The following is an 18,470-nucleotide window of genomic DNA, read 5'->3' as shown; positions in this document are numbered from 1 at the left end:
CGAACCCTTTTGCCGCGGCGGTGCGGGCGGGGTCAGATCGCTCGCTGTGCCGACGGTGCGGGCGCGTCGGTGGCGGGTGCGGCAGGTGCGGCGGGAGCGGGGGTTTTGGCCGGAGCGTGCGCGGGCTCCCGCCGGGACGCCGACCCCAGGGCGATGGACCGGGCGGTGTTGGAGATGGCCTTGATGCCCAGGTAGGCGGTGGTCATGCTGCTCACCGCGGTGAACGCGGAGGTGAGCACGCCGACGATCACGGCCTTGTCGCCGTCGAGCCGCCAGACCCCGAAGATCGCGACGCCGACGATGGCGAGATTGCTCATGACGACCGCGATCAGCCCGTACCGGGCCCGGTCCTTCTCCAGCTCGGTGTCCGCCGTCGTCCCGGTCTCGTCCCGGCTCATGTCATCCCCCCGATGGAACCTGATCGATCAGCCAACGAAGCTAGCGCCGACCGCGTCCGGTGCCAAGCGGACCTCGTGAACCTCGTGAACCTCGTGAACCTCGTGGGCCACCGTGCCGCCGTACGTGTGGCTCGTGAACGAGGAAAACCCCCTCCGATTGACCCGGAGGGGGTTTTCGTTCTGGTGGCTGGGGCCGGGGTCGAACCGGCGACCTATCGCTTTTCAGGCGATCGCTCGTACCAACTGAGCTACCCAGCCACGAGGTTTCCGAAGAAACCTCAGCGGTCCTGACGGGATTTGAACCCGCGGCCTCCACCTTGACAGGGTGGCGAGCACTCCAAACTGCTCCACAGGACCATGCTGTTGTGCGTGCGACGTGTAACCAGTGTCCCACACGGTGTTGCGTACCCCCAACGGGATTCGAACCCGTGCTACCGCCTTGAAAGGGCGGCGTCCTAGGCCGCTAGACGATGAGGGCGAGCCAGTACCGCTCTGCTTCGTCTTCGCGTTCCCGAAGGGACGTGAGAAGCATGTGACTCCGCTTCCCCCCGAGGGGTTCCACTTCTCCTCCGCTTCGACAGAAGCTCGGGACGGTCAAGCCCTGACCGGCGCCCTTGGGCACGAACAGACTGTACTACGTGGTCTGGACGCGGACCAAACCAGATACCGAGGCGGGCCTCAGGGCCGGTTCCCCTCGGGGAGATGGCGGCTGATCTCGGCCGTCGTGAGGCCGAGACCACCGAGCTTGATCTCGTCCCAGGCCTGGAGGCGGCGGGTGTCCCGGCCGAAGTAGAGCACCGAGGCCTCGATCGGGTCCGGATACCTTCCCTCGACGGCGCGCAGCCCGCTGCCGCCCGTCGAGCCCTCGACGCGCAGCCGCGTGCCGTACTTCATGACCTCCGTCTCCTCGTGGTGCACATGGCCGGCCAGCACCAGGGGCACCTCGCCGTCCGTCACGCGCGCGGCCGACGGTTCGTGGGCGACCGCGATGTCGACCGGGGTGCCGGCGGCCCGCTGGTCCCGCAGGGCCGAGGCCAGGCGGGCGCCCGCCAGACCCTCCGCCGCGTCGCCGCCCCGCGCGGCCGAGCGGTCCGGGGTGAACTGGGGGTCGCCGATGCCGGCGAAACGCAGGCCCGCGACCGTGGCGGCCCGGCCGTCGTCGAGGACGTGCACGTTCTTCAGGCCTTCGAGATAGCGCTGCGTCTCACGGGAGTCGTGGTTGCCCCGGACCCAGACGTACGGGGCGCCCAGATCGGGGATCGGGTCCAGGAAGCCGTTCTCGGCCGCCGAGCCGTGGTCCATGGTGTCGCCGGAGTCGACGATCACATCGATCGCGTACTGCTCCACGAGCGAGGCGATGATCTTCCAGCTCGCCGGATTCAGATGGATGTCGGAGACGTGCAGCACCCGGATGGTGGTCGGGTCGGGCTGGTAGACCGGGAGAGTGGAGGTGACGTCGTACAGCTTCGTCACGTTCGTCACCAGGCGCGCCAACTCCTCCTGGTAGACGTCGAATTCGCTGACGATGCTGCGGGCGTCGCCGACCAGGGAGGGGGCCGAGGAGAGCAGCCCGGAGTACTTCGGCTCCAGGACCGACTCGGGATTCCAGGTGGCGAAGGCGGATGTGCCCGAGGCGGCCAGCAGGGCGAGGGCGAGGCCGCCCGCCGCCAGGGCCCGGCGCGGGCGGCGGTAGACCGCGAGGCCGAGGGCGGTGGCACCGGCGACCACGGCTATGCAGGAGCGGACGGCCAGGTCGAGGGCGCCGTGCTCGACGTCCTGCGCGACCTCGTCCTGGAGGCCCGAGAGGCGTTCCGGGTGGTCGACGAGGGCCTGGGAGCGTTCCGGGTCGAGCTGGTCCACGTCCACGTCCAGGCGCAGCGGGGCCTGGTGGCTGCGCAGCTCCAGCGCCCCGAGAGGGGCGATGTTGATCTTTGTGCCGCCGGTGAGGGAGGGGCGCAGGGTCATGGTGGTGTTCATGGGGCCGACCGGGACGCGGACGTTGCCCACGACCAGCAGTCCCAGCCAGGCGCCGAGCAGCACCACGCACAGCAGCCCGAGGGCGCGGGCGTACGGGTTCTGGCGGGCGGCGAGTTCGGGCACCGGGCCCTTGCGGCGGCCGGGGCGGCGGCGGGCGAGCGCGCGCAGCGCCCGTCCGGCGCGGCCGGCGGTGCGGCGGACGGTGGCGGTTGCGGCAACGCGGGCGCGGACCATTTGTCCCGTCTGCCCAAGGCGTGGGACGGGTATGCGGGGTTCCGTCGCCCGCACGCCGCGGGAGTGCGGCCGTCCGTCCGTCGTGCCGGGCCGGGTCCGCGGGGGAGGACGGGCCGCCTCCGGCCGCGGGCCCTTCGGCGGCCGGGTCAGCCCCAGCCCAGTTCGTGCAGCCGGTCGTCGTCGATGCCGAAGTGGTGGGCGATCTCGTGGATCACGGTCACGGCGACCTCGTGGACCACCTCGTCCGTGGTCTCGCACGTGCGCAGGGTGGGGCCCATGTAGATCGAGATGCGGTCGGGGAGCACCCCGGCGTACCACTCGCCGCGGTCGGTGAGCGGGGTGCCCTCGTAGAGGCCCAGCAGTTCGGGATCGTCCGCCGGAGGCTCGTCCTCGACGAACACGGCGACGTTGTCCATGACCCGGGTCAGCTCGGGCGGGATCCGGTCCAGCGCCTGGCTCACGAGCTCTTCGAAGGTTTCGCGCGTCATCTCCAGCACCTGGCCATTGTCGGGGATGGCGCGGCGGTGGCGGCGGACGACGGAGGCCCGGAGGGGCCGGAATCCGGCGGGGAAGCCGGGCGCCTGCCCCACATGGGGTGTCTTGTAGCATTTTCGGAGTGTTCTGTCGAATTGCCCTCGACCGTCCGGTGATAGTGCGGGCATGACACGCACCCCTTCCCCGGCCCGTCCGGGAGCGCGCGCCCGTGCCCGAACGGCCCTCCTGTGCGCCGCGCTGCTGGCCCTCGCGCTCCAGACCGGCGCCGCGCCGGCGTTCGCCGGGGCCCCCGGCCGCTCCGGCGGCGGCGACTGTGTGAGGACCGAGGGGCCCCTTGGCCCGGAGGCCCGCGAGGTCCTCGCCATCGCCCGGAAGGCCAAGACCGACCTGCGTCTGAAGTCGGTGGAGCTGAAGGTCACCAGCGACGGGCGCGAGGTCCTGACCGACGCGCTCGGCGAGTCCATGACCGGTGTCCCGGCCCGGCCGGACATGCACTTCCGCGCCGGTTCCGTGGCCTTCTCCTACGTCGGCACGGCTTTGCTCCAGCTGGTCCAGGAGGGGAAGGTCCGCCTCGACGACACCGTGGAGCGCTGGCTGCCCGGTCTGCCCAAGGCGAACCGGATCACCCTGCGGATGCTGGCCACCAACACCACCGGGCTGCACGACTACGTCACCGACCCGGCCTTCCTGGCCGAGCTGGAGGCCCACCCGTTCCGCGACTGGACCCCGCGGCAACTGCTCGCGTACCCCTACAGCCACTCGTTCTGGTACGAGCCGGGTACCAACTGGAGCTATTCGCACGCCAATTACCTGCTGCTGATCCAGGCGCTGGAGAAGATCACCGGTACCCGGATCGACAGGTTCCTGCGGGAGCGGGTCACGGGTCCGCTCGGACTCGACAACACCCGCAACAACTTCACCCCCGACATCCCGCGTCCGGCCCTGCACGCCTTCACGTCCGAGCGCGGCCTGTACGAGGAGTCCACCTTCTGGAACCCGTCGTGGACCACCGCACCCGGCGCCGTGATCACCACGCATGTCTGTGACCTGGCCCGTTCGGCGCAGGCCATCGGCAGCGGGGAGCTCCTCTCGCACCGCTCCTACCGCACGCTGCTCGACCCGGGGACGGTCGGTCTCGGCCACCCGACCGCCAAGTGCCCCGCCACGGTCTGCCTGGAGCAGACCGAGGCCAGGCACTTCGGACTCGGTGTCATCGTGATCAACGGATGGGTCCTTCAGAACCCGTCGTTCTCGGGTTACGCGGCGATCCAGGCGTATCTCCCGTCCGACCGGCTCGCCATCGCGGTCAACGCCACCAAGACCAAGGACACGCCCGACGGCAACATGGCCGAGGTGGTCGCCCAGCGCATCGCGGCCGCGCTGGCGCCGCGGACCCCGCTGGCGATCGGCTGACGCCCGGCATCCCCGGATCGCGCGGCGGGAGCGGTCTCCCGTACGCCCTCCCGGCGCGGTTGGGCCAGGGGGGCGCGTGTCCTCCCGCGGGCGGCGGGAGTTGGAAGGGGGAACTCCCGTTTCTCCCCACGCTCCCGGCTCCTTGCGAGCGGGGGACACCCCGCTCGGAGGTGGCCGCTCGTGCGTGCCTTGTACGTACCCGCCCGTCTGGTCGCCGTGGTCCTGGCCGCGACCGCCACCGCCGGCTGCATGAGCGTCGGCGACGACGCGGGGCGGCCGGGGCCCTCGCACCCGGCGGGCCGACGAGCCGACGCGGTGCCCGGCGCCGGCTCGGCCGTGGGCGGCGGCGGGTCCGGGGCGTACAGCGGCAGGAGCGGAAAGGGCGGCAAGGGCGGCAAGGCCTCGCCGAAGCCGGGGGAGTCCGCGTCCGGCGACGCGTCGGCCTCGGCGTCCCCGGGCGCGAAGCCGTCCGAGAAGGCGACCGACAAGGGCGGGGCCCCGTCCAAGGACACAGCGCCGCCGGGCGGCGAGCCGACCCCCACGCGTACGACGTCGGAGCCGTCGCCCGAGCCCCCGCCGGTCTCGCAGCCGTCGCCGCCCGACCCCGCGACGCCGGAGCCGTCGTCGTCGGCGCACGAGCAGCCGGTGACCCAGCTGATCCAGCGGGAACCGGCCCCGGAGGCGGGCTCGCCCGTGTAGCGCGGCCCGGGGCGAGGCGGATGTGGCGGGGTTCACGGGCGCCGAAGCCGTGAATGTGGCCGGTACAACAGCGCGGTCGGCGCGGGCGGGGTAGCTTTGATGAAGCGAGCAGGTGGCTAGGAACGCACCCTGGCCTGCTCGTATGGGGCTCAGTTTGCCTTCATGGGGGAAGGGTGCGTATGGTAGTAGATCGTTTGATCCCATTTGCCCGGCGCCGCCGCAGAGAGCGCCGCGTGGCGCGTACTCTCCCTTGCCGTGGCCGGACCGCATAGAGGCGGTCGTTTGCGACTTCACGGAGTTTGGGCGCGTGCCGAAGAACTCCGGAAGGTTCGCATTTCGCATGTCTGTTTCCAGTACTGACCACATCGTCGTGCCCGAGAACAACGAGAACGACGACGCGGTCGAGGCCGTCGAGGTCATCGAGACCGTCGAGGCCGTCGAGTCCGCCCCCGAGCTCACGTTCTCCGACCTCGGTCTTCCCGAGGGCGTCGTCCGCAAGCTCGCGCAGAACGGCGTGACCAGCCCCTTCCCGATCCAGGCCGCGACCATCCCGGACGCCCTGGCCGGCAAGGACATCCTCGGCCGTGGCCGCACCGGCTCCGGCAAGACCCTCTCCTTCGGTCTGCCGACCCTGGCGCAGCTCGCCGGCGGCCACACCGAGAAGAAGAAGCCGCGCGCCGTCATCCTCACGCCGACCCGTGAGCTGGCCATGCAGGTCGCCGACGCGCTGCAGCCCTACGGCGACGTCCTCGGCCTGAAGATGAAGGTCGTCTGCGGCGGTACGTCGATGGGCAACCAGATCTACGCCCTGGAGCGCGGCGTCGACGTCCTCGTCGCCACCCCGGGCCGTCTGCGCGACATCATCAACCGCGGCGCCTGCTCGCTGGAGAACACCCAGATCGCCGTCCTCGACGAGGCCGACCAGATGTCGGACCTGGGCTTCCTGCCCGAGGTCACCGAGCTGCTCGACCAGATCCCGGCCGGCGGCCAGCGGATGCTGTTCTCCGCCACGATGGAGAACGAGATCTCCACGCTGGTCAAGCGCTACCTGACCAACCCGGTGACGCACGAGGTCGACAGCGCCCAGGGCAACGTCACGACCATGTCGCACCACATCCTCATCGTGAAGCCCAAGGACAAGGCGCCGGTCACCGCCGCGATCGCCTCCCGCAAGGGCCGCACGATCATCTTCGTCCGCACGCAGCTCGGCGCCGACCGCATCGCGGAGCAGCTCCGCGACGCCGGTGTGAAGGCCGACGCGCTGCACGGCGGCATGACGCAGGGCGCCCGTACGCGGACGCTGGCCGACTTCAAGGACGGTTACGTCAACGCGCTCGTCGCCACCGACGTCGCCGCCCGCGGTATCCACGTCGACGGCATCGACCTGGTCCTGAACGTGGACCCGGCCGGTGACCACAAGGACTACCTGCACCGCTCGGGCCGTACCGCCCGCGCCGGCCGCTCCGGCACCGTCGTGTCGCTGTCGCTGCCGCACCAGCGCCGCCAGATCTTCCGGCTGATGGAGGACGCGGGCGTCGACGCCGCGCGTCACATCATCAACTCCGGTACGGCCTTCGAGCCCGAGGTCGCCGAGATCACCGGCGCCCGGTCGATGACCGAGGTCCAGGCCCAGTCCGCGGGCGACGCCGCCCAGCAGGCCGAGCGTGAGGTCACGCAGCTCACCAAGGAGCTGGAGCGCGCGCAGCGCCGTGCCGTCGAGCTGCGCGGCGAGGCCGACCGTCTGGTCGCCCGTGCCGCGCGTGAGCGGGGCGAGGACCCGGAGGTGGCCGTCGCGGCCGCCGCCGAGGCCGCGGCCGAGCAGGCCGTCGTCGAGGCTCCGGCCGCCGAGGCCGTCGCCGCCGAGCCGGCCGAGCAGCCGCGTCAGCGCCGTGACGAGCGGGGCAACTACGAGCGTCGTGACGACCGTGGTGGTTTCCGTCGTGACGACAACCGCGGTGGTGGCTTCAACCGCGATGACCGTGGCGGTGACCGTGGTGGTTTCCGTCGTGACGACAACCGCAGCGGTGGCGGTTTCAACCGTGACAACCGCAGTGGTGGCGGCTTCAACCGTGACGACCGTGGCGGCCGTTCTTTCGAGCGTCGTGACGACAACCGCAGCGGTGGCGGTTTCAACCGTGACAACCGCAGTGGTGGCGGCTTCAACCGCGATGACCGTGGCGGCCGTTCTTTCGAGCGTCGTGACGACAACCGCGGTGGCGGCTTCAACCGTGACGACCGTGGCGGCCGTTCTTTCGAGCGTCGTGACGACAACCGCGGTGGCGGCTTCAACCGCGACGACCGTGGCGGTGACCGTGGTGGTTTCCGTCGTGACGACAACCGCAGCGGTGGCGGCTTCAACCGTGACAACCGCAGCGGTGGCGGCTTCAACCGCGACGAGCGTGGCGGCCACCGGGGCAGCGACCGTCCCTTCAACCGTGACCGCCAGGGCGACCGTCCCGCGGGCGGCGGCTTCCGCTCCGGCCACGACCGCCCGACCGGCCGTCGCGACGACCACCGCACGACCGGCACCGGCACCGCTCCCGGTTCGTTCCGCCGTGACGAGAAGCCGCGCTGGAAGCGCAACGGCTGACGCCGGCTAGCTCGGTGAAGTGATGTGGCCCCCACCCGGACCGGGTGGGGGCCACATCGTCGTTTCCGGGGTGAGCCGCGGGAAAACCCCTTCCTGTTCACCTGTCAACTGCCTGTAATATCAGCTGACTTATGTGGGGGATGTGACGGCTGTGACCAGGTCGACGCCTGGTGCACACCCCTCCCCGCATGGCTTCGGGAGGGGTTTTCTTGTTGCGTCATTCCTTTGTCGGCCCGGTGCGAGCGCGACGCGTCGCCGTCGCCGCGGCGGCTTCCGCGATGCTCGCGGGCGGCGTGATCCCGCTGCTGCCGACGTCCGCCTCCGCGGTGGGTTCGGCTCAGGAGACGGTGGTCCCCGCCGCGTTGCGGAGCGCCTACACCTCGGCGACGATCTCCGGCACCTCCACGGGATCCGGCCACGACAGTGCCGGGGCGCGGGGCGTCTTCCACCGGCAGGAGGGCATGACGGGGCTGCTGTGGACGCGGTACGCCGACGGTGAGTCCGTCCCCGTTCCGCAGCGTGCCGGCCTGTCCCCCACGGCCACCGGCAGCGATGTCCTGGCGTACAAGGGCGCAGACGGCCGGGTCGACTTCTGGGACGCGGCGGACGGTACGTCCCGCAGCGTCCAGATCCCCGCGAACCTCGGGTATCTCACGTCCTTCGACAACCTGGCCGTCGCGTTTCGCAACGAGCCCGCCGAGGACGGGACGAGCACCCGGATCATGCACCTGCTCACCCCCGGGCCCGACGGAAGCACTCGTGACGTGAGCGTCGGCGGTGGGCCAGCGGGGCTCCTGCTCGGTCAGCCGGCGGGTGCCGACGCCACGAGCGTCTTCCTGCGGGCGTCGCTGGACGGTGAGACGCGTCTGGTCGCGGTGGACCGGGAGAGCGGCAAGGTGCAGAGCTGGAGCGGCCCGATTCCCGTCACGTACAGCAGGGTGTTGATCGCCCCGGACCATGTCGTCGTCTTCGCCTACGACAAGGCCAAGGTCCTGGTGCTGCCCCGCGCCGACCTGTCGGCGACACCGGCCGAGGTCGTTCTGCAGGGAACCGCCGACGGGCCGAACGCCACCCACGACCTGGCCGTCGTCGGCGACTGGCTGGTCAACGGCGTGAACCAGGTGACCGCGCAGCCGATCGCGGGCGGGCAGGCCGTGACGCTGCTGCCGTCCTCGAACTACGGGATCGCGGCCGGCCCCGGCGGCTCCGCCGTGAAGATCGGCCGCACCGGCCCCGACGACTGGGGCATCCGGCGCATCGTCTCCGGCGCGGACGGCACCCCCGTCGTCACCCAGGTCAGGCCGCTGCCCAGGCAGCCCGTCCCCGTCCAGGGGATCTCCCTCGACCAGGGCCGTCTCGTCATCACGGACGACAGCCTGCGCGGGCACCGCGACGACTACGTACGGACCGTCGCCGCGACCGGCACCCCCGCGTACGGTGAGCGGTCCGAGTTCTCGCCCTACACGGAGACCGTGTCCATCGCCTCCTGCGCGACGACGGACGTGTCCTGCTCCCAGATCCACGGGACGGCCGACGGCCGGATCGCCTGGCTGGAGCACTCCTCCGCGACGAACGACCTGATCCGGGTCAACGGGCCCCAGGGCAACGACCTCTGGGAGCGGAGCGTGCCCGCGGGCGGGCGTATCACCGACGTCTCGGGCACGTACCTGATCCACACGACCGCCGACAAGCAGTACGTGTACGCGCTCGGCAACGACGGCGCCCCCGTGCTCACCCGTACCCCCGGCGCCGCCGCGCTCTCCGGTGACGTGCTCTGGACGGCGGGACCGACGCCGGGCACGCTCACGGCGTACGACCTCACCGCGAGGAAGACCACCGAGACCCTCACCACCGACGCCGGCTGCACCCCCACCGAACTCCAGGCCCTCGGCCGCTGGATCTACTGGACCTGTGACGGCCGGGCCGGTGTCTTGGACCGTACGGCGAAGAAGTCCGTGGCCGTGCCCGCCGACGAGGCGAAGCTCGGTGACGGATACGTCGTCACCCACGACAAGGCGGCCGGGAAGCTGACGCTCACGACGGTCGTGGGCGGCAGCGCCGAGAGCCGGGTCATCGGGGAGCTGCCCGACACCGGCGTCTCGCAGCGGGACGTGCGCTGGACGGTCGACGAGTCCGGCGCGAACGCCGCGTACGTGGACGGCCAGGAGCGCGTGCACCTCGTACCGTCCGGAGTGGACCAGCAGCCGCTGCGGCTGCTGGCGCCCGCCGAGAACGCCCCGTCCGTCCGCCCGCACACGATCGACACCACTCCGGACACCCTGACCACCCTGCTGCTGTCGAAGCCCGTCGCGAACTGGACGGTGACCGCGCGCAACCGCGCCACCGGCAAGACCTACAGCGACGAGCGCGACGGCGAACCCGCGCGCGGTGAGCTGAACGTCGGCTGGTTCGGCGACGACCCGGCGCTCCCCGGCGACACCTTCGCGCCGGACGGCTCCTACGACTGGACCGTGACCGTCACGCCCGCGGACGGTGTCGGCGGTCCGCTCCAGGTGCGCGGCACGGTCCGGCTGAAGGGCGGCAGCCCGGTGCGGCACGACCACGTGGGGGCCGAGGGGGACCCGGACGGCACCGGCGACCTGCTCACCCTCAACTCCTCGGGCGGGCTGACCTTCCAGCAGGGCGACGGGAAGGGCGCGTTCGCCGGAAAGGTCACCGGCAACGGCTGGTCGGCCAAGGCGGTCGCGGTGCCGTTCGGCGATCTGAACGGCGACCGCTGCAACGACGTCCTGGTGCGGATGAGTGACGGGTCCCTGCGCGGCTACAAGCCCGCGTGCGGCACGGCGCCGACCCCCTCGACCTCGTACAAGGCGCTCGGCACCGGCTGGAACGCCTACAACGTCCTGACCTCGCCCGGCGACCTGACCGGTGACCTGCGGCCGGATCTGCTCGCGCGGAAGGCCTCGACAGGCGACCTCTACCTGTTCGCCGCGAAGAGCGACGGAACGCTCGCCGCGGGCAAGAAGGTCCGTACGGCGTGGACGGGCTACACGAAGATCGTCGGCGCCGGGGACCTGAACGGCGACGGGATCGGGGACGTGCTCGCGCGGGACAAGGCGGGAACGCTGTACCGCTACAACGGCACCGGGACAGGTCTGTTGAAGGACCGGGTCAAGGTGTTCTCCGCCTGGGGCGCGTCGTACGACGCGATCGTCGGGGTCGGCGACATCACCGGCGACGGGAAGAACGACCTGGTCGAGCGCGACACCTCGGGGAACGTCTACCGCAACGCCGGCACGGGGACGGGCTCGTTCGGCTCCCGGGTGAAGATCACCGGCGGCCGGCAGGGCTACAAGGGTCTTTTCTAGCCAACTTGCCCTCCCCCGCAGCGCATGTCATGCCCCCGACGAGGGAATCGCTGGGGGCATGACAGATGACGCCAGAGCGACTGGGCTGTCGGACGAAGAGCGGCTCGCCCAGCTCGGCTACACACAGGTTCTCGCCCGCCGCATGTCGGCGTTCTCCAACTACGCGGTCTCCTTCACGATCATCTCGGTCCTGTCGGGCTGCCTGACGCTGTATCTGTTCGGCATGAACACCGGCGGTCCCGCCGTGATCACCTGGGGCTGGGTCGCGGTCGGACTGATGACGCTGTTCGTCGGGCTGGCGATGGCCGAGATCTGTTCGGCCTATCCGACCTCCGCCGGGCTGTACTTCTGGGCGCACCGGCTCGCCCCGGAGCGCAGCGCGGCCGCCTGGGCGTGGTTCACGGGCTGGTTCAACGTCCTCGGACAGGTGGCGGTGACCGCGGGCATCGACTTCGGCGCCGCGTCCTTCCTCGGCGCCTATCTGAACCTCCAGTTCGACTTCGAGGTGACGCCGGGCCGCACGGTCCTCCTGTTCGCCGGGATCCTGATCCTGCACGGCCTCCTCAACACCTTCGGCGTGGGGATCGTCGCCCTCCTCAACAGCATCAGCGTGTGGTGGCACGTCATCGGCGTCGCCGTCATCGTCGGCGCGCTGACCTTCGTGCCGGACCACCACCAGTCGGCCGGCTTCGTGTTCACGAAGTTCGTGAACAACACGGGCTGGGGCAGCGGGGTCTACGTCGTCCTCATCGGACTCCTCATGGCCCAGTACACGTTCACCGGGTACGACGCCTCCGCCCATATGACGGAGGAGACCCACGACGCCTCCACGGCCGGCCCGAAGGGCATCGTGCGGTCCATCTGGACCTCGTGGATCGCCGGATTCGTCCTGCTCCTCGGCTTCACCTTCGCCATCCAGTCCTACGACAACGAGCTGGGCTCGGCGACCGGCGCGCCCCCGGCGCAGATCCTGCTGGACGCGCTCGGCGCGACCTCCGGGAAGCTCCTGCTGCTCGTCGTGATCGGCGCGCAGCTGTTCTGCGGCATGGCGTCGGTGACGGCCAACAGCCGCATGATCTACGCCTTTTCGCGCGACGGCGCCCTGCCGTTCTCCTCGGTGTGGCACACGGTGCATCCGCGCACCCGGACCCCCGTGGCGGCGGTCTGGCTGGCCGCGTTGGGCGCCCTCGTGCTCGGCCTGCCGTACCTCATCAACTACGCGGCCTACGCGGCCGTGACGTCGATCGCGGTGATCGGCCTCTACGTCGCGTACGTCATCCCGACCTTCCTGCGGGTGCGCAAGGGCGACGCCTTCGAGCGCGGGCCCTGGCACCTGGGCCGCTGGTCCCGGCCCGTGGGGGTGATCGCGGTCGGCTGGGTGGCCGTCATCACGGTCCTGTTCATGCTGCCCCAGGTCTCCCCGGTCACCTGGGAGACGTTCAACTACGCCCCGATAGCCGTCCTGGCCGTCCTCGGCTTCGCCGCGGCCTGGTGGCTGGCCTCGGCCCGTCACTGGTTCCTCAACCCCGATCATCAGCGCACGATCGCCCGTGAGGCCGCCCGCAAGGGTGCACCCGAACCGGTCGATCCCTGACCTTGCGGGCCTTCGGCGCGGCCGGGGCACCGATACCCGATCGGAGTCCCGGCCACGTCCCGCTATGCTCGGGGATGCGTCGGCGCGGGCCGGTGCGCCGTGTCGGGGTTTTCCCGGTGCGGGGACCCTTAGCTCAATTGGCAGAGCAGTGGACTTTTAATCCATTGGTTGTGGGTTCGAGTCCCACAGGGTCTACCAAGCCCTTCGGGGTCGGAACCCCCGCTGACCTGGTCAGACGGGGGTTCCGTCGTTTCCGGCGCCTGTTCGGCGGCTGAGTCCGCGGGCGAGGTGGTCACCAAGTGGTCACGCTGGCCCGCTGCTGGCCCGGATGGCGGCGCCTTCCTGGCCCGCGGTACGAGGGCCGAGGCGCGGTCGGCAGCATCCCGCCCGACTCCGCCGAGCAGATGCGAGTACGTGTCCGACGTGATCGAAATGGAACTGTGCCCGAGCCGCTTGGACACAATCGCGAGGTCGACGCCGGCGGCGAGCATGAGGGACGCCTGACCGTGGCGCAGATCGTGCAGTCGTACCCGGCGCAGTCGCCGACGCTGCTCGTCGGGAAGGTGGGCGTCGTCGTCGAACCGCACCTCGTCGACCAGATGGCCGAACAGCTTCGTGACGTCGTCGGGGCGCAGAGGGTTGCCGTCCTCGCGGGCGAACACGAGGCCGTGGTCGGCGTACGCCTCGCCCCACTGCTGCCGCTCGGCCTGCTGCCGTAGCTGATGGGCGAGCAGGGCGCCGACCGTGACCTCGTCGAGGTCGATGACGCGATCCTCGCCGGACGCGGTCTTGGGCTTGCCGAAGGAGACGCCGAGGTGCCCGGCCTCGCAGTACGGGCACGGCGCGGCGGCCTGCTTGGTCTTCTTCCGCCCGGACTCCTGTACGACCTGCTGCCGAACCACGATGATCCGGCGGCCGAGGTCGATGTCATCCCAACGCAAGCCGACCGCCTCGCCGCGGCGCATGCCGGTACCGGCGATCACCTCGAACATGGAGCCGAGCCTGTGCCCGCCGATGCTGTCGAGGAAGGCGCCCAGTTCGGCCGGCTCCCACGGTTTGGCCTTGGGCCGTTGGGCCCTGGGCAACTCGATGTCCTTGGCCGCGTTGTAGGTCACGAGGCGCTGTCTCACCGCGGTCGACAGGGCGGAACGGAGCGTCGCGTGAATCCGCCGAACGGTGGCGGCCTTTCGCTTCCCGTCGCTCACGGCACGGATCAAGGCGTCGACGTGTGGCGGACGCAGGTCGCGCAGACGTAGGCGGCCGAGCTGGGGCACGAGGTAGTCGTCGATGTGGTGCCGGTACGCGCGGATCGTCGAGGGGCGCAGGCCGGCCCGCTCCTTCGACTCCAGCCACGTGGCGAGCCACTGCGCGACAGTCTGCCCGTCGTCGTGGGTGTAGCCGCCCGAAGTGACGCGGGCGAGCAGCTCGGCGAGCGCGTTCTCGGCGTCGTCCGCGGTACGGAACCCGCCCTTACGGGCTTGCCTGCGCTTTCCGTCCGGACCGAACCCGACGTCGGCCACGTAGTACCAGGCGCCGTGGTCCTTGCGGCAGTTCTTCCGCCGGCCCTTGGCGTCGTACTGCGCGGGGCACTTGCACCGCTTGTACGTCGAACCCTTCACTCTGTGTCCCCCTTGCGTGTCTCCTGAGGCTCGGCATCAGCGAAGTGCGCGTCGTACCGAACAAGGTCATCCAGCTCGCTCGGAAGAACGGGCGGCGTCATTCCGCTGCGACGGATTTCAGAGCGGATCTCCCACAGGACCTCTTCCGCCTGTTCTGCCTGAGACTCGGCTGCCTTGGACAGGTCGAACAGGGCCGCGCGGAGGTCTTTGTCCCGCTCCTCGTCGAGTCGGGCGGCGTTCTCCAAGTGCTTCCGCGCTTGGGCGCGGCTTGCCGCGATGTCGCGTACGAAGTCTTGGTGTTCGTCGTACAGCACAAACCCAACTCGCTTCGCGGGTCGCGCCTCGTTAGGTGTGTTGAAACCGGCCCACCACTGCGCGGCGCGATACGTGTCGTACTCGATGCCAGGCAGAACTTCAACGGTCGGCGCGTAGCCCACGGGGAACACGAGAGATGTCGGCGGCACTTCCAGCGCCTCAGCGATAACGAGCAGCTCAGCTACAGAGAGAGTCGGCCGACGACCGCTTTCGAAGTTGGCGAGCACCGATCGGGCGATCGGGTGCCCCAGCTCTGCGCAGGCGTCAGAGAGCTGCTGCGCGCTCATGCCTTGCAGGTCCCGGTATCGGCGAACCTCTGCCGCTGCCACCTTGGCGACCTTGGACGCCCAGCTTTCATCTGTCATGGAGCAGCACAATACGGCAGAGGATTGACAGCGTCCAGCATCAACGGGCACGCTGTGATCTCCACGCAACGATCACACTGGAGTTGCCACGTGAGAGCACAACGAGACCGGGGAATGAAAGCGGCGCGAGGCATGAGCCACGCCGAAATGCTCGCCCTGCCCGTCGCTGTCGACCTTCCGACCGCGGCCCGCGCCCTGAACCTCGGCCGGACCTGCGCGTACGACCTCGCCAAGCGCGGAGAGTTCCCGGTCCCACTGCTGCGGCTCGGAGTCCAGTACAGGGCCCGCCGTGCCGACCTGCTCGAACTGCTCGGCATCGAACAGCCGGCCACCGCGCCCGCCGCATGAAAACGGGCTCGCACCAGGGTTGCCGCCCCGGTGAGAGCCCTCGACGAACCCCAGAAACAGCGAAGCCCCGGATCGCTCGCCAGCACCCCCGGGGCCCCGCTCCAATCGATTGGAGACGCCAAACCCATGATGGCACGCCCTACGCACCCCACGCCCGTAAGCCAGCTCACCGACGGCGACGCCAACTCGACCACCACGGCTGAGCAGCAGCTCGACGAGCGCGCTGCCCGCCTGGCGACCCGTGACCGCGCCGTCCGCCTGGCCGCCGCCGCCCGCAACGCGATGGCCGTCGCGCACGACGCCGGCGACACCGAAGCAGCCGGGCACGCCGCCCGTGAGCTCGGCCTGTGGTGGGCGATCGCGGACACCCACGGCGCCACCCCGGCCGACATCCTCGCTGTGGGCGCCGCCCTGTGACCGCGCTGCCCGCCGCAACCGACGCCGTAGCCCTCTGGGCCGCAGCCCAGGTAACTGCGCTCGGCGTAACCGACTGGCCGCCGTACGGGGGCCCCGCCTGGCGTGCGCTGCTCTTCACCGACCCCCGCAAGGCCGCCGCAATCTTCGAGGCCGCCGAGCAGTGGCGCCAGCACCGCGCCGAGGTCGACGAACTCGACCGGCTGCTCACCGACGACCCCGAGGAGTGGTGGCGCCGCGTCACTGCCGACGCGGACGCCGAAGCCCGCCGTGTTCTACCGACGCTCGCCAAGCGGCCCACCGTCGCGGAGATCCGCGCCCGTGCCAGTCACCGGCCCCCGCGCCCCGTCACCGCTACCGCGGGCTGGCCGCCCGTAGCCATCCCCGGACGCCCCGGCTGGTACCGGCACCGCGGCCCGAACGGCGAACAGACCGACCTCCCCACCCTCCGTAAGACTCTGGAGACCACCCACCGATGACCGCCGCCTACGGCGAAGCTGTGCCGCCGGCCAGGCCCGCGCCTGAGCCGGTGGTACAGCTGTTCCCCCACGCGTCCCCCAACTACGAGCCGCCGCCCGCCGAAGCGCTCGCCGAGCCGCTGCACCTTCCCGCCCCCACCAACCCCATGGCCGTGGCTCGCGCCCTGCTGCCCGTCTGGCAGGCACACAGCACCTTCACCCTGCGGCACTGGCGCGGCGCGTGGATGCGGTGGCGCGGCCCGCACTGGGACGAGGACGACGCTGCCGCCATGCGCGCCGACCTGTACCCCCGCGTCGAGCACGCCACCTACACCACCACCGACCGCAACGGCCAGGACAAGACCGTCGATTGGGCGCCCACCTCAGCGAAGGTCGCGAACCTCATGGAAGCCATGGCCGCGATCGTGCACCTGCCCGCCGACACGGAACCCCCGACCTGGCTTGCCGCGCCCGACCGCGAGCACGAACAGCGCACCATCGTCGCCTGTCAAAACGGCCTGCTCGACGTCACCACCCGTGCTCTGCACCCACTTACCCCGGTGTTCTTCAACCGTGTGTCGGTGCCGTTCGACTACGACCCGCAGGCGCCCGCCCCTACACGCTGGCTCGGCTTCCTGGGTTCGATCTGGCCCGACGACCCCGAAGCCGTCCAAGCCGTACAGGAGTGGTTCGGCTACGTCCTGTCCGGCCGCACCGACCTGCAAAAGATGCTCCTCATCGTCGGGCCGATGCGATCCGGTAAGGGCACGATCGCCCGGACCCTGACGGCGCTGATCGGTAAACGGAACATGACCGGCCCGACCATGTCGTCCCTGACGACGAACTTCGGCCTGGCCGACCTGATCGGTAAGTCCCTCGCGATCGTTGCGGATGCCCGTCTGCCTCGGCAGGGCGCCGAGACCATCGTCGAGCGGCTGCTCACGATCTCCGGCGAGGACGCGGTCACGGTCGACCGGAAGCACAAGGAGCCTTGGTCCGGGCGCCTCCCGGCGCGGTTCATGCTCCTGTCCAACGAGCTCCCCGCATTCCGCGACTCGTCCGGCGCGATCGCCTCGCGGCTGCTCATCCTCACGATGGCGATCAGCAACCTCGGGCGCGAAGACACCACCCTCGAACGCGACCTGGCCCGCGAGATGCCCGGAATCCTGAACTGGGCCCTCGACGGCCTCGACCGACTCACCACCCGCGGGCGCCTCGTCGAGCCAGCCTCGTCGGCCGAAGCCGTCGCCCTACTCAACGCGAGCACAAGCCCGATCCGCGCGTTCCTCGCCGACTGGTGCCAGCTCGCCCCCGAGGCCAGCACCCCGAAAGACGACCTCTACGAGGCGTGGCGCGACTGGTGCCGAACCGAAGGCCGCGACCACCCCGGCACTAAGCCGACGTTCAGCCGCGACCTGTTCGCCGCCGGCGCAGGCATCAAGGAATCCAAGATCCGTATCGGTGGCGTCCGGACACCGTCATACGTGGGTGTCCGCCTCGACCGACCCGCCACCGGTCCGCGGTGGTCCGGGTAGTGGTCCGGGATTGGTCCAGGGTGTTCGGCCAGTGAACCCGCAGGTCAAACACCCTGGTCCGGGTGGTCCGGGCATTTCCAAGAAGTTCCCCGCACGCACAGGCACGCACCCGCAACCCACCCAGAGAAGTTCCGCGACCTACCCCGGACCACCCAGACCGCCACACGGTGACCAGCGCAAACAGAGGCCGCACCACCCCGGACCACACCCGGTCCTGACCCCGGACCACCCACCCCCAATACCAACGAAGCCCCGGCCGTGGACCGGGGCACAGCCCTATCCAACCCCCGCGTCCGCGACCGGTCGCGACGCCCCTCACGCGCAGGCGCGCGGACATGTACGAGAGGACCCCACCATGCACAGCACCCCCGCCAGTGACCCGCAGACGCCGCCCATGAGCGGCTACCCCGGCCGTGACCGGCTCGACGAGGCCAACCGGTTGTTCCGCCGCGCGCTGGCCCGTACCGCCCGCGAGGGGCGACGCCACGACCACGCGCTACTTGCTGAGGTCGAGCGGATCGCCGCCGAGGCCGCGGTCGCTCTCGACCGGCTCACCCGGGCCGCCATCGAGGCTGAGGGGAACTCGGCCCGGCACCGCTCCGCGTTCGAGCGGGAGCGGCAGAACCTCGACCGCCTCACCCGGAAGATTGCCACCCGCGGGGGTGCTCGTGGGTAGCCCCGGCCGTG

14 protein-coding genes, 4 tRNA genes and 1 pseudogene are annotated in these 18,470 nt (G+C 70.6%); 11 read left to right on the top strand and 8 right to left on the bottom strand.

From position 1 onward, the window contains the following. Window positions 1–32 precede the first annotated feature (32 nt). From ACF07B_RS17735 to ACF07B_RS17710, 6 genes are all read right to left on the bottom strand, one after another. Complete coding sequence (locus ACF07B_RS17735) at window positions 33–398, bottom strand: hypothetical protein (RefSeq protein ID WP_392179578.1); 366 nt, start codon at window positions 396–398, stop codon at window positions 33–35. A 181-nt stretch (window positions 399–579) separates the two neighbouring features. After that, a tRNA-Phe gene (locus tag ACF07B_RS17730) sits at window positions 580–656 on the bottom strand. A gap of 24 nt (window positions 657–680) precedes the next feature. Beyond that, window positions 681–755, bottom strand: a tRNA-Asp gene (locus ACF07B_RS17725). 48 nt (window positions 756–803) lie between these two features. After that, a tRNA-Glu gene (locus ACF07B_RS17720) sits at window positions 804–876 on the bottom strand. Window positions 877–1,076: 200 nt separating this feature from the next. Next, on the bottom strand, window positions 1,077–2,609 hold the full coding sequence (locus tag ACF07B_RS17715; protein ID WP_392179577.1) for a metallophosphoesterase: 1,533 nt from the start codon (window positions 2,607–2,609) through the stop codon (window positions 1,077–1,079). Between the two features lie 146 nt (window positions 2,610–2,755). After that, the gene (locus ACF07B_RS17710) at window positions 2,756–3,106 is read right to left on the bottom strand and encodes a metallopeptidase family protein (RefSeq protein ID WP_326790896.1); all 351 of its coding nucleotides are present in this window, start codon (window positions 3,104–3,106) and stop codon (window positions 2,756–2,758) included. A 163-nt stretch (window positions 3,107–3,269) separates the two neighbouring features. Between ACF07B_RS17710 and ACF07B_RS17705 the strand changes: the two genes are divergently transcribed. The 6 genes from ACF07B_RS17705 to ACF07B_RS17680 all read left to right on the top strand — a co-directional run bounded on the left by ACF07B_RS17705 (window position 3,270) and on the right by ACF07B_RS17680 (window position 12,927). Next, a complete protein-coding gene (locus tag ACF07B_RS17705; protein ID WP_369486376.1) occupies window positions 3,270–4,517 on the top strand; it encodes a serine hydrolase domain-containing protein in 1,248 nt (415 codons plus the stop codon). Between the two features lie 180 nt (window positions 4,518–4,697). Beyond that, window positions 4,698–5,216, top strand: coding sequence for a hypothetical protein (locus tag ACF07B_RS17700; protein ID WP_392179576.1), 519 nt, complete (start codon window positions 4,698–4,700; stop codon window positions 5,214–5,216). A gap of 340 nt (window positions 5,217–5,556) precedes the next feature. Further along, on the top strand, window positions 5,557–7,806 hold the full coding sequence (locus ACF07B_RS17695; protein ID WP_392179575.1) for a DEAD/DEAH box helicase: 2,250 nt from the start codon (window positions 5,557–5,559) through the stop codon (window positions 7,804–7,806). Between the two features lie 236 nt (window positions 7,807–8,042). Then, on the top strand, window positions 8,043–11,135 hold the full coding sequence (locus ACF07B_RS17690) for an FG-GAP repeat domain-containing protein (RefSeq protein ID WP_392179574.1): 3,093 nt from the start codon (window positions 8,043–8,045) through the stop codon (window positions 11,133–11,135). Between the two features lie 58 nt (window positions 11,136–11,193). After that, complete coding sequence (locus ACF07B_RS17685) at window positions 11,194–12,729, top strand: amino acid permease (RefSeq protein ID WP_392179573.1); 1,536 nt, start codon at window positions 11,194–11,196, stop codon at window positions 12,727–12,729. A 122-nt stretch (window positions 12,730–12,851) separates the two neighbouring features. Further along, window positions 12,852–12,927 (top strand) — tRNA-Lys (locus ACF07B_RS17680). Window positions 12,928–13,190: 263 nt separating this feature from the next. On the opposite strand, the pseudogene ACF07B_RS17675 reads toward ACF07B_RS17680, so the two are convergent. Then, window positions 13,191–14,249: pseudogene (locus ACF07B_RS17675) on the bottom strand (tyrosine-type recombinase/integrase); the annotation flags it as partial. Between the two features lie 95 nt (window positions 14,250–14,344). Then, on the bottom strand, window positions 14,345–15,028 hold the full coding sequence (locus ACF07B_RS17670; RefSeq protein WP_392179572.1) for a helix-turn-helix domain-containing protein: 684 nt from the start codon (window positions 15,026–15,028) through the stop codon (window positions 14,345–14,347). 132 nt (window positions 15,029–15,160) lie between these two features. Here ACF07B_RS17670 and ACF07B_RS17665 point away from each other — a divergent pair, with 132 nt between their 5' ends. The 5 genes from ACF07B_RS17665 (at window position 15,161) to ACF07B_RS17645 (ending at window position 18,459) form a co-directional block, all read left to right on the top strand. Further along, window positions 15,161–15,376, top strand: a complete 216-nt coding sequence (locus ACF07B_RS17665) for a helix-turn-helix domain-containing protein (RefSeq protein ID WP_392179571.1) — start codon at window positions 15,161–15,163, stop codon at window positions 15,374–15,376. Between the two features lie 126 nt (window positions 15,377–15,502). After that, window positions 15,503–15,793, top strand: coding sequence for a hypothetical protein (locus tag ACF07B_RS17660; RefSeq protein ID WP_392179570.1), 291 nt, complete (start codon window positions 15,503–15,505; stop codon window positions 15,791–15,793). Beyond that, complete coding sequence (locus tag ACF07B_RS17655) at window positions 15,790–16,269, top strand: hypothetical protein (RefSeq protein ID WP_392179569.1); 480 nt, start codon at window positions 15,790–15,792, stop codon at window positions 16,267–16,269. The genes ACF07B_RS17660 and ACF07B_RS17655 overlap by 4 nt, the downstream gene beginning before the upstream one ends. After that, entirely contained in the window at window positions 16,266–17,783 is a 1,518-nt protein-coding gene (locus tag ACF07B_RS17650) for a phage/plasmid primase, P4 family (protein WP_392179568.1), read from the top strand. The genes ACF07B_RS17655 and ACF07B_RS17650 overlap by 4 nt, the downstream gene beginning before the upstream one ends. Before the next feature lie 355 nt (window positions 17,784–18,138). Continuing rightward, window positions 18,139–18,459 (top strand): hypothetical protein, encoded by a 321-nt coding sequence (locus tag ACF07B_RS17645; RefSeq protein WP_392179567.1) that lies wholly within the window; start codon window positions 18,139–18,141, stop codon window positions 18,457–18,459. Window positions 18,460–18,470 lie beyond the last annotated feature (11 nt).

It is taken from the genome of Streptomyces sp. NPDC015532, assembly GCF_043078065.1.
GTDB lineage: Bacteria > Actinomycetota > Actinomycetes > Streptomycetales > Streptomycetaceae > Streptomyces.
The sequence above is the reverse complement of the archived record's forward strand: the minus strand, read 5'-3'. Positions and strand labels throughout refer to the sequence as shown.

Coding starts and splice junctions, on each gene's coding strand:
- ACF07B_RS17735 (WP_392179578.1), bottom strand. CDS start 398: ATGAGCCGGGACGAGACCGGGACGACGGCGGACACCGAGCTGGAGAAG.
- ACF07B_RS17715 (WP_392179577.1), bottom strand. CDS start 2,609: ATGGTCCGCGCCCGCGTTGCCGCAACCGCCACCGTCCGCCGCACCGCC.
- ACF07B_RS17705 (WP_369486376.1), top strand. CDS start 3,270: ATGACACGCACCCCTTCCCCGGCCCGTCCGGGAGCGCGCGCCCGTGCC.
- ACF07B_RS17695 (WP_392179575.1), top strand. CDS start 5,557: ATGTCTGTTTCCAGTACTGACCACATCGTCGTGCCCGAGAACAACGAG.
- ACF07B_RS17685 (WP_392179573.1), top strand. CDS start 11,194: ATGACAGATGACGCCAGAGCGACTGGGCTGTCGGACGAAGAGCGGCTC.
- ACF07B_RS17670 (WP_392179572.1), bottom strand. CDS start 15,028: ATGACAGATGAAAGCTGGGCGTCCAAGGTCGCCAAGGTGGCAGCGGCA.
- ACF07B_RS17665 (WP_392179571.1), top strand. CDS start 15,161: ATGAGCCACGCCGAAATGCTCGCCCTGCCCGTCGCTGTCGACCTTCCG.
- ACF07B_RS17660 (WP_392179570.1), top strand. CDS start 15,503: ATGATGGCACGCCCTACGCACCCCACGCCCGTAAGCCAGCTCACCGAC.
- ACF07B_RS17650 (WP_392179568.1), top strand. CDS start 16,266: ATGACCGCCGCCTACGGCGAAGCTGTGCCGCCGGCCAGGCCCGCGCCT.
- ACF07B_RS17645 (WP_392179567.1), top strand. CDS start 18,139: ATGCACAGCACCCCCGCCAGTGACCCGCAGACGCCGCCCATGAGCGGC.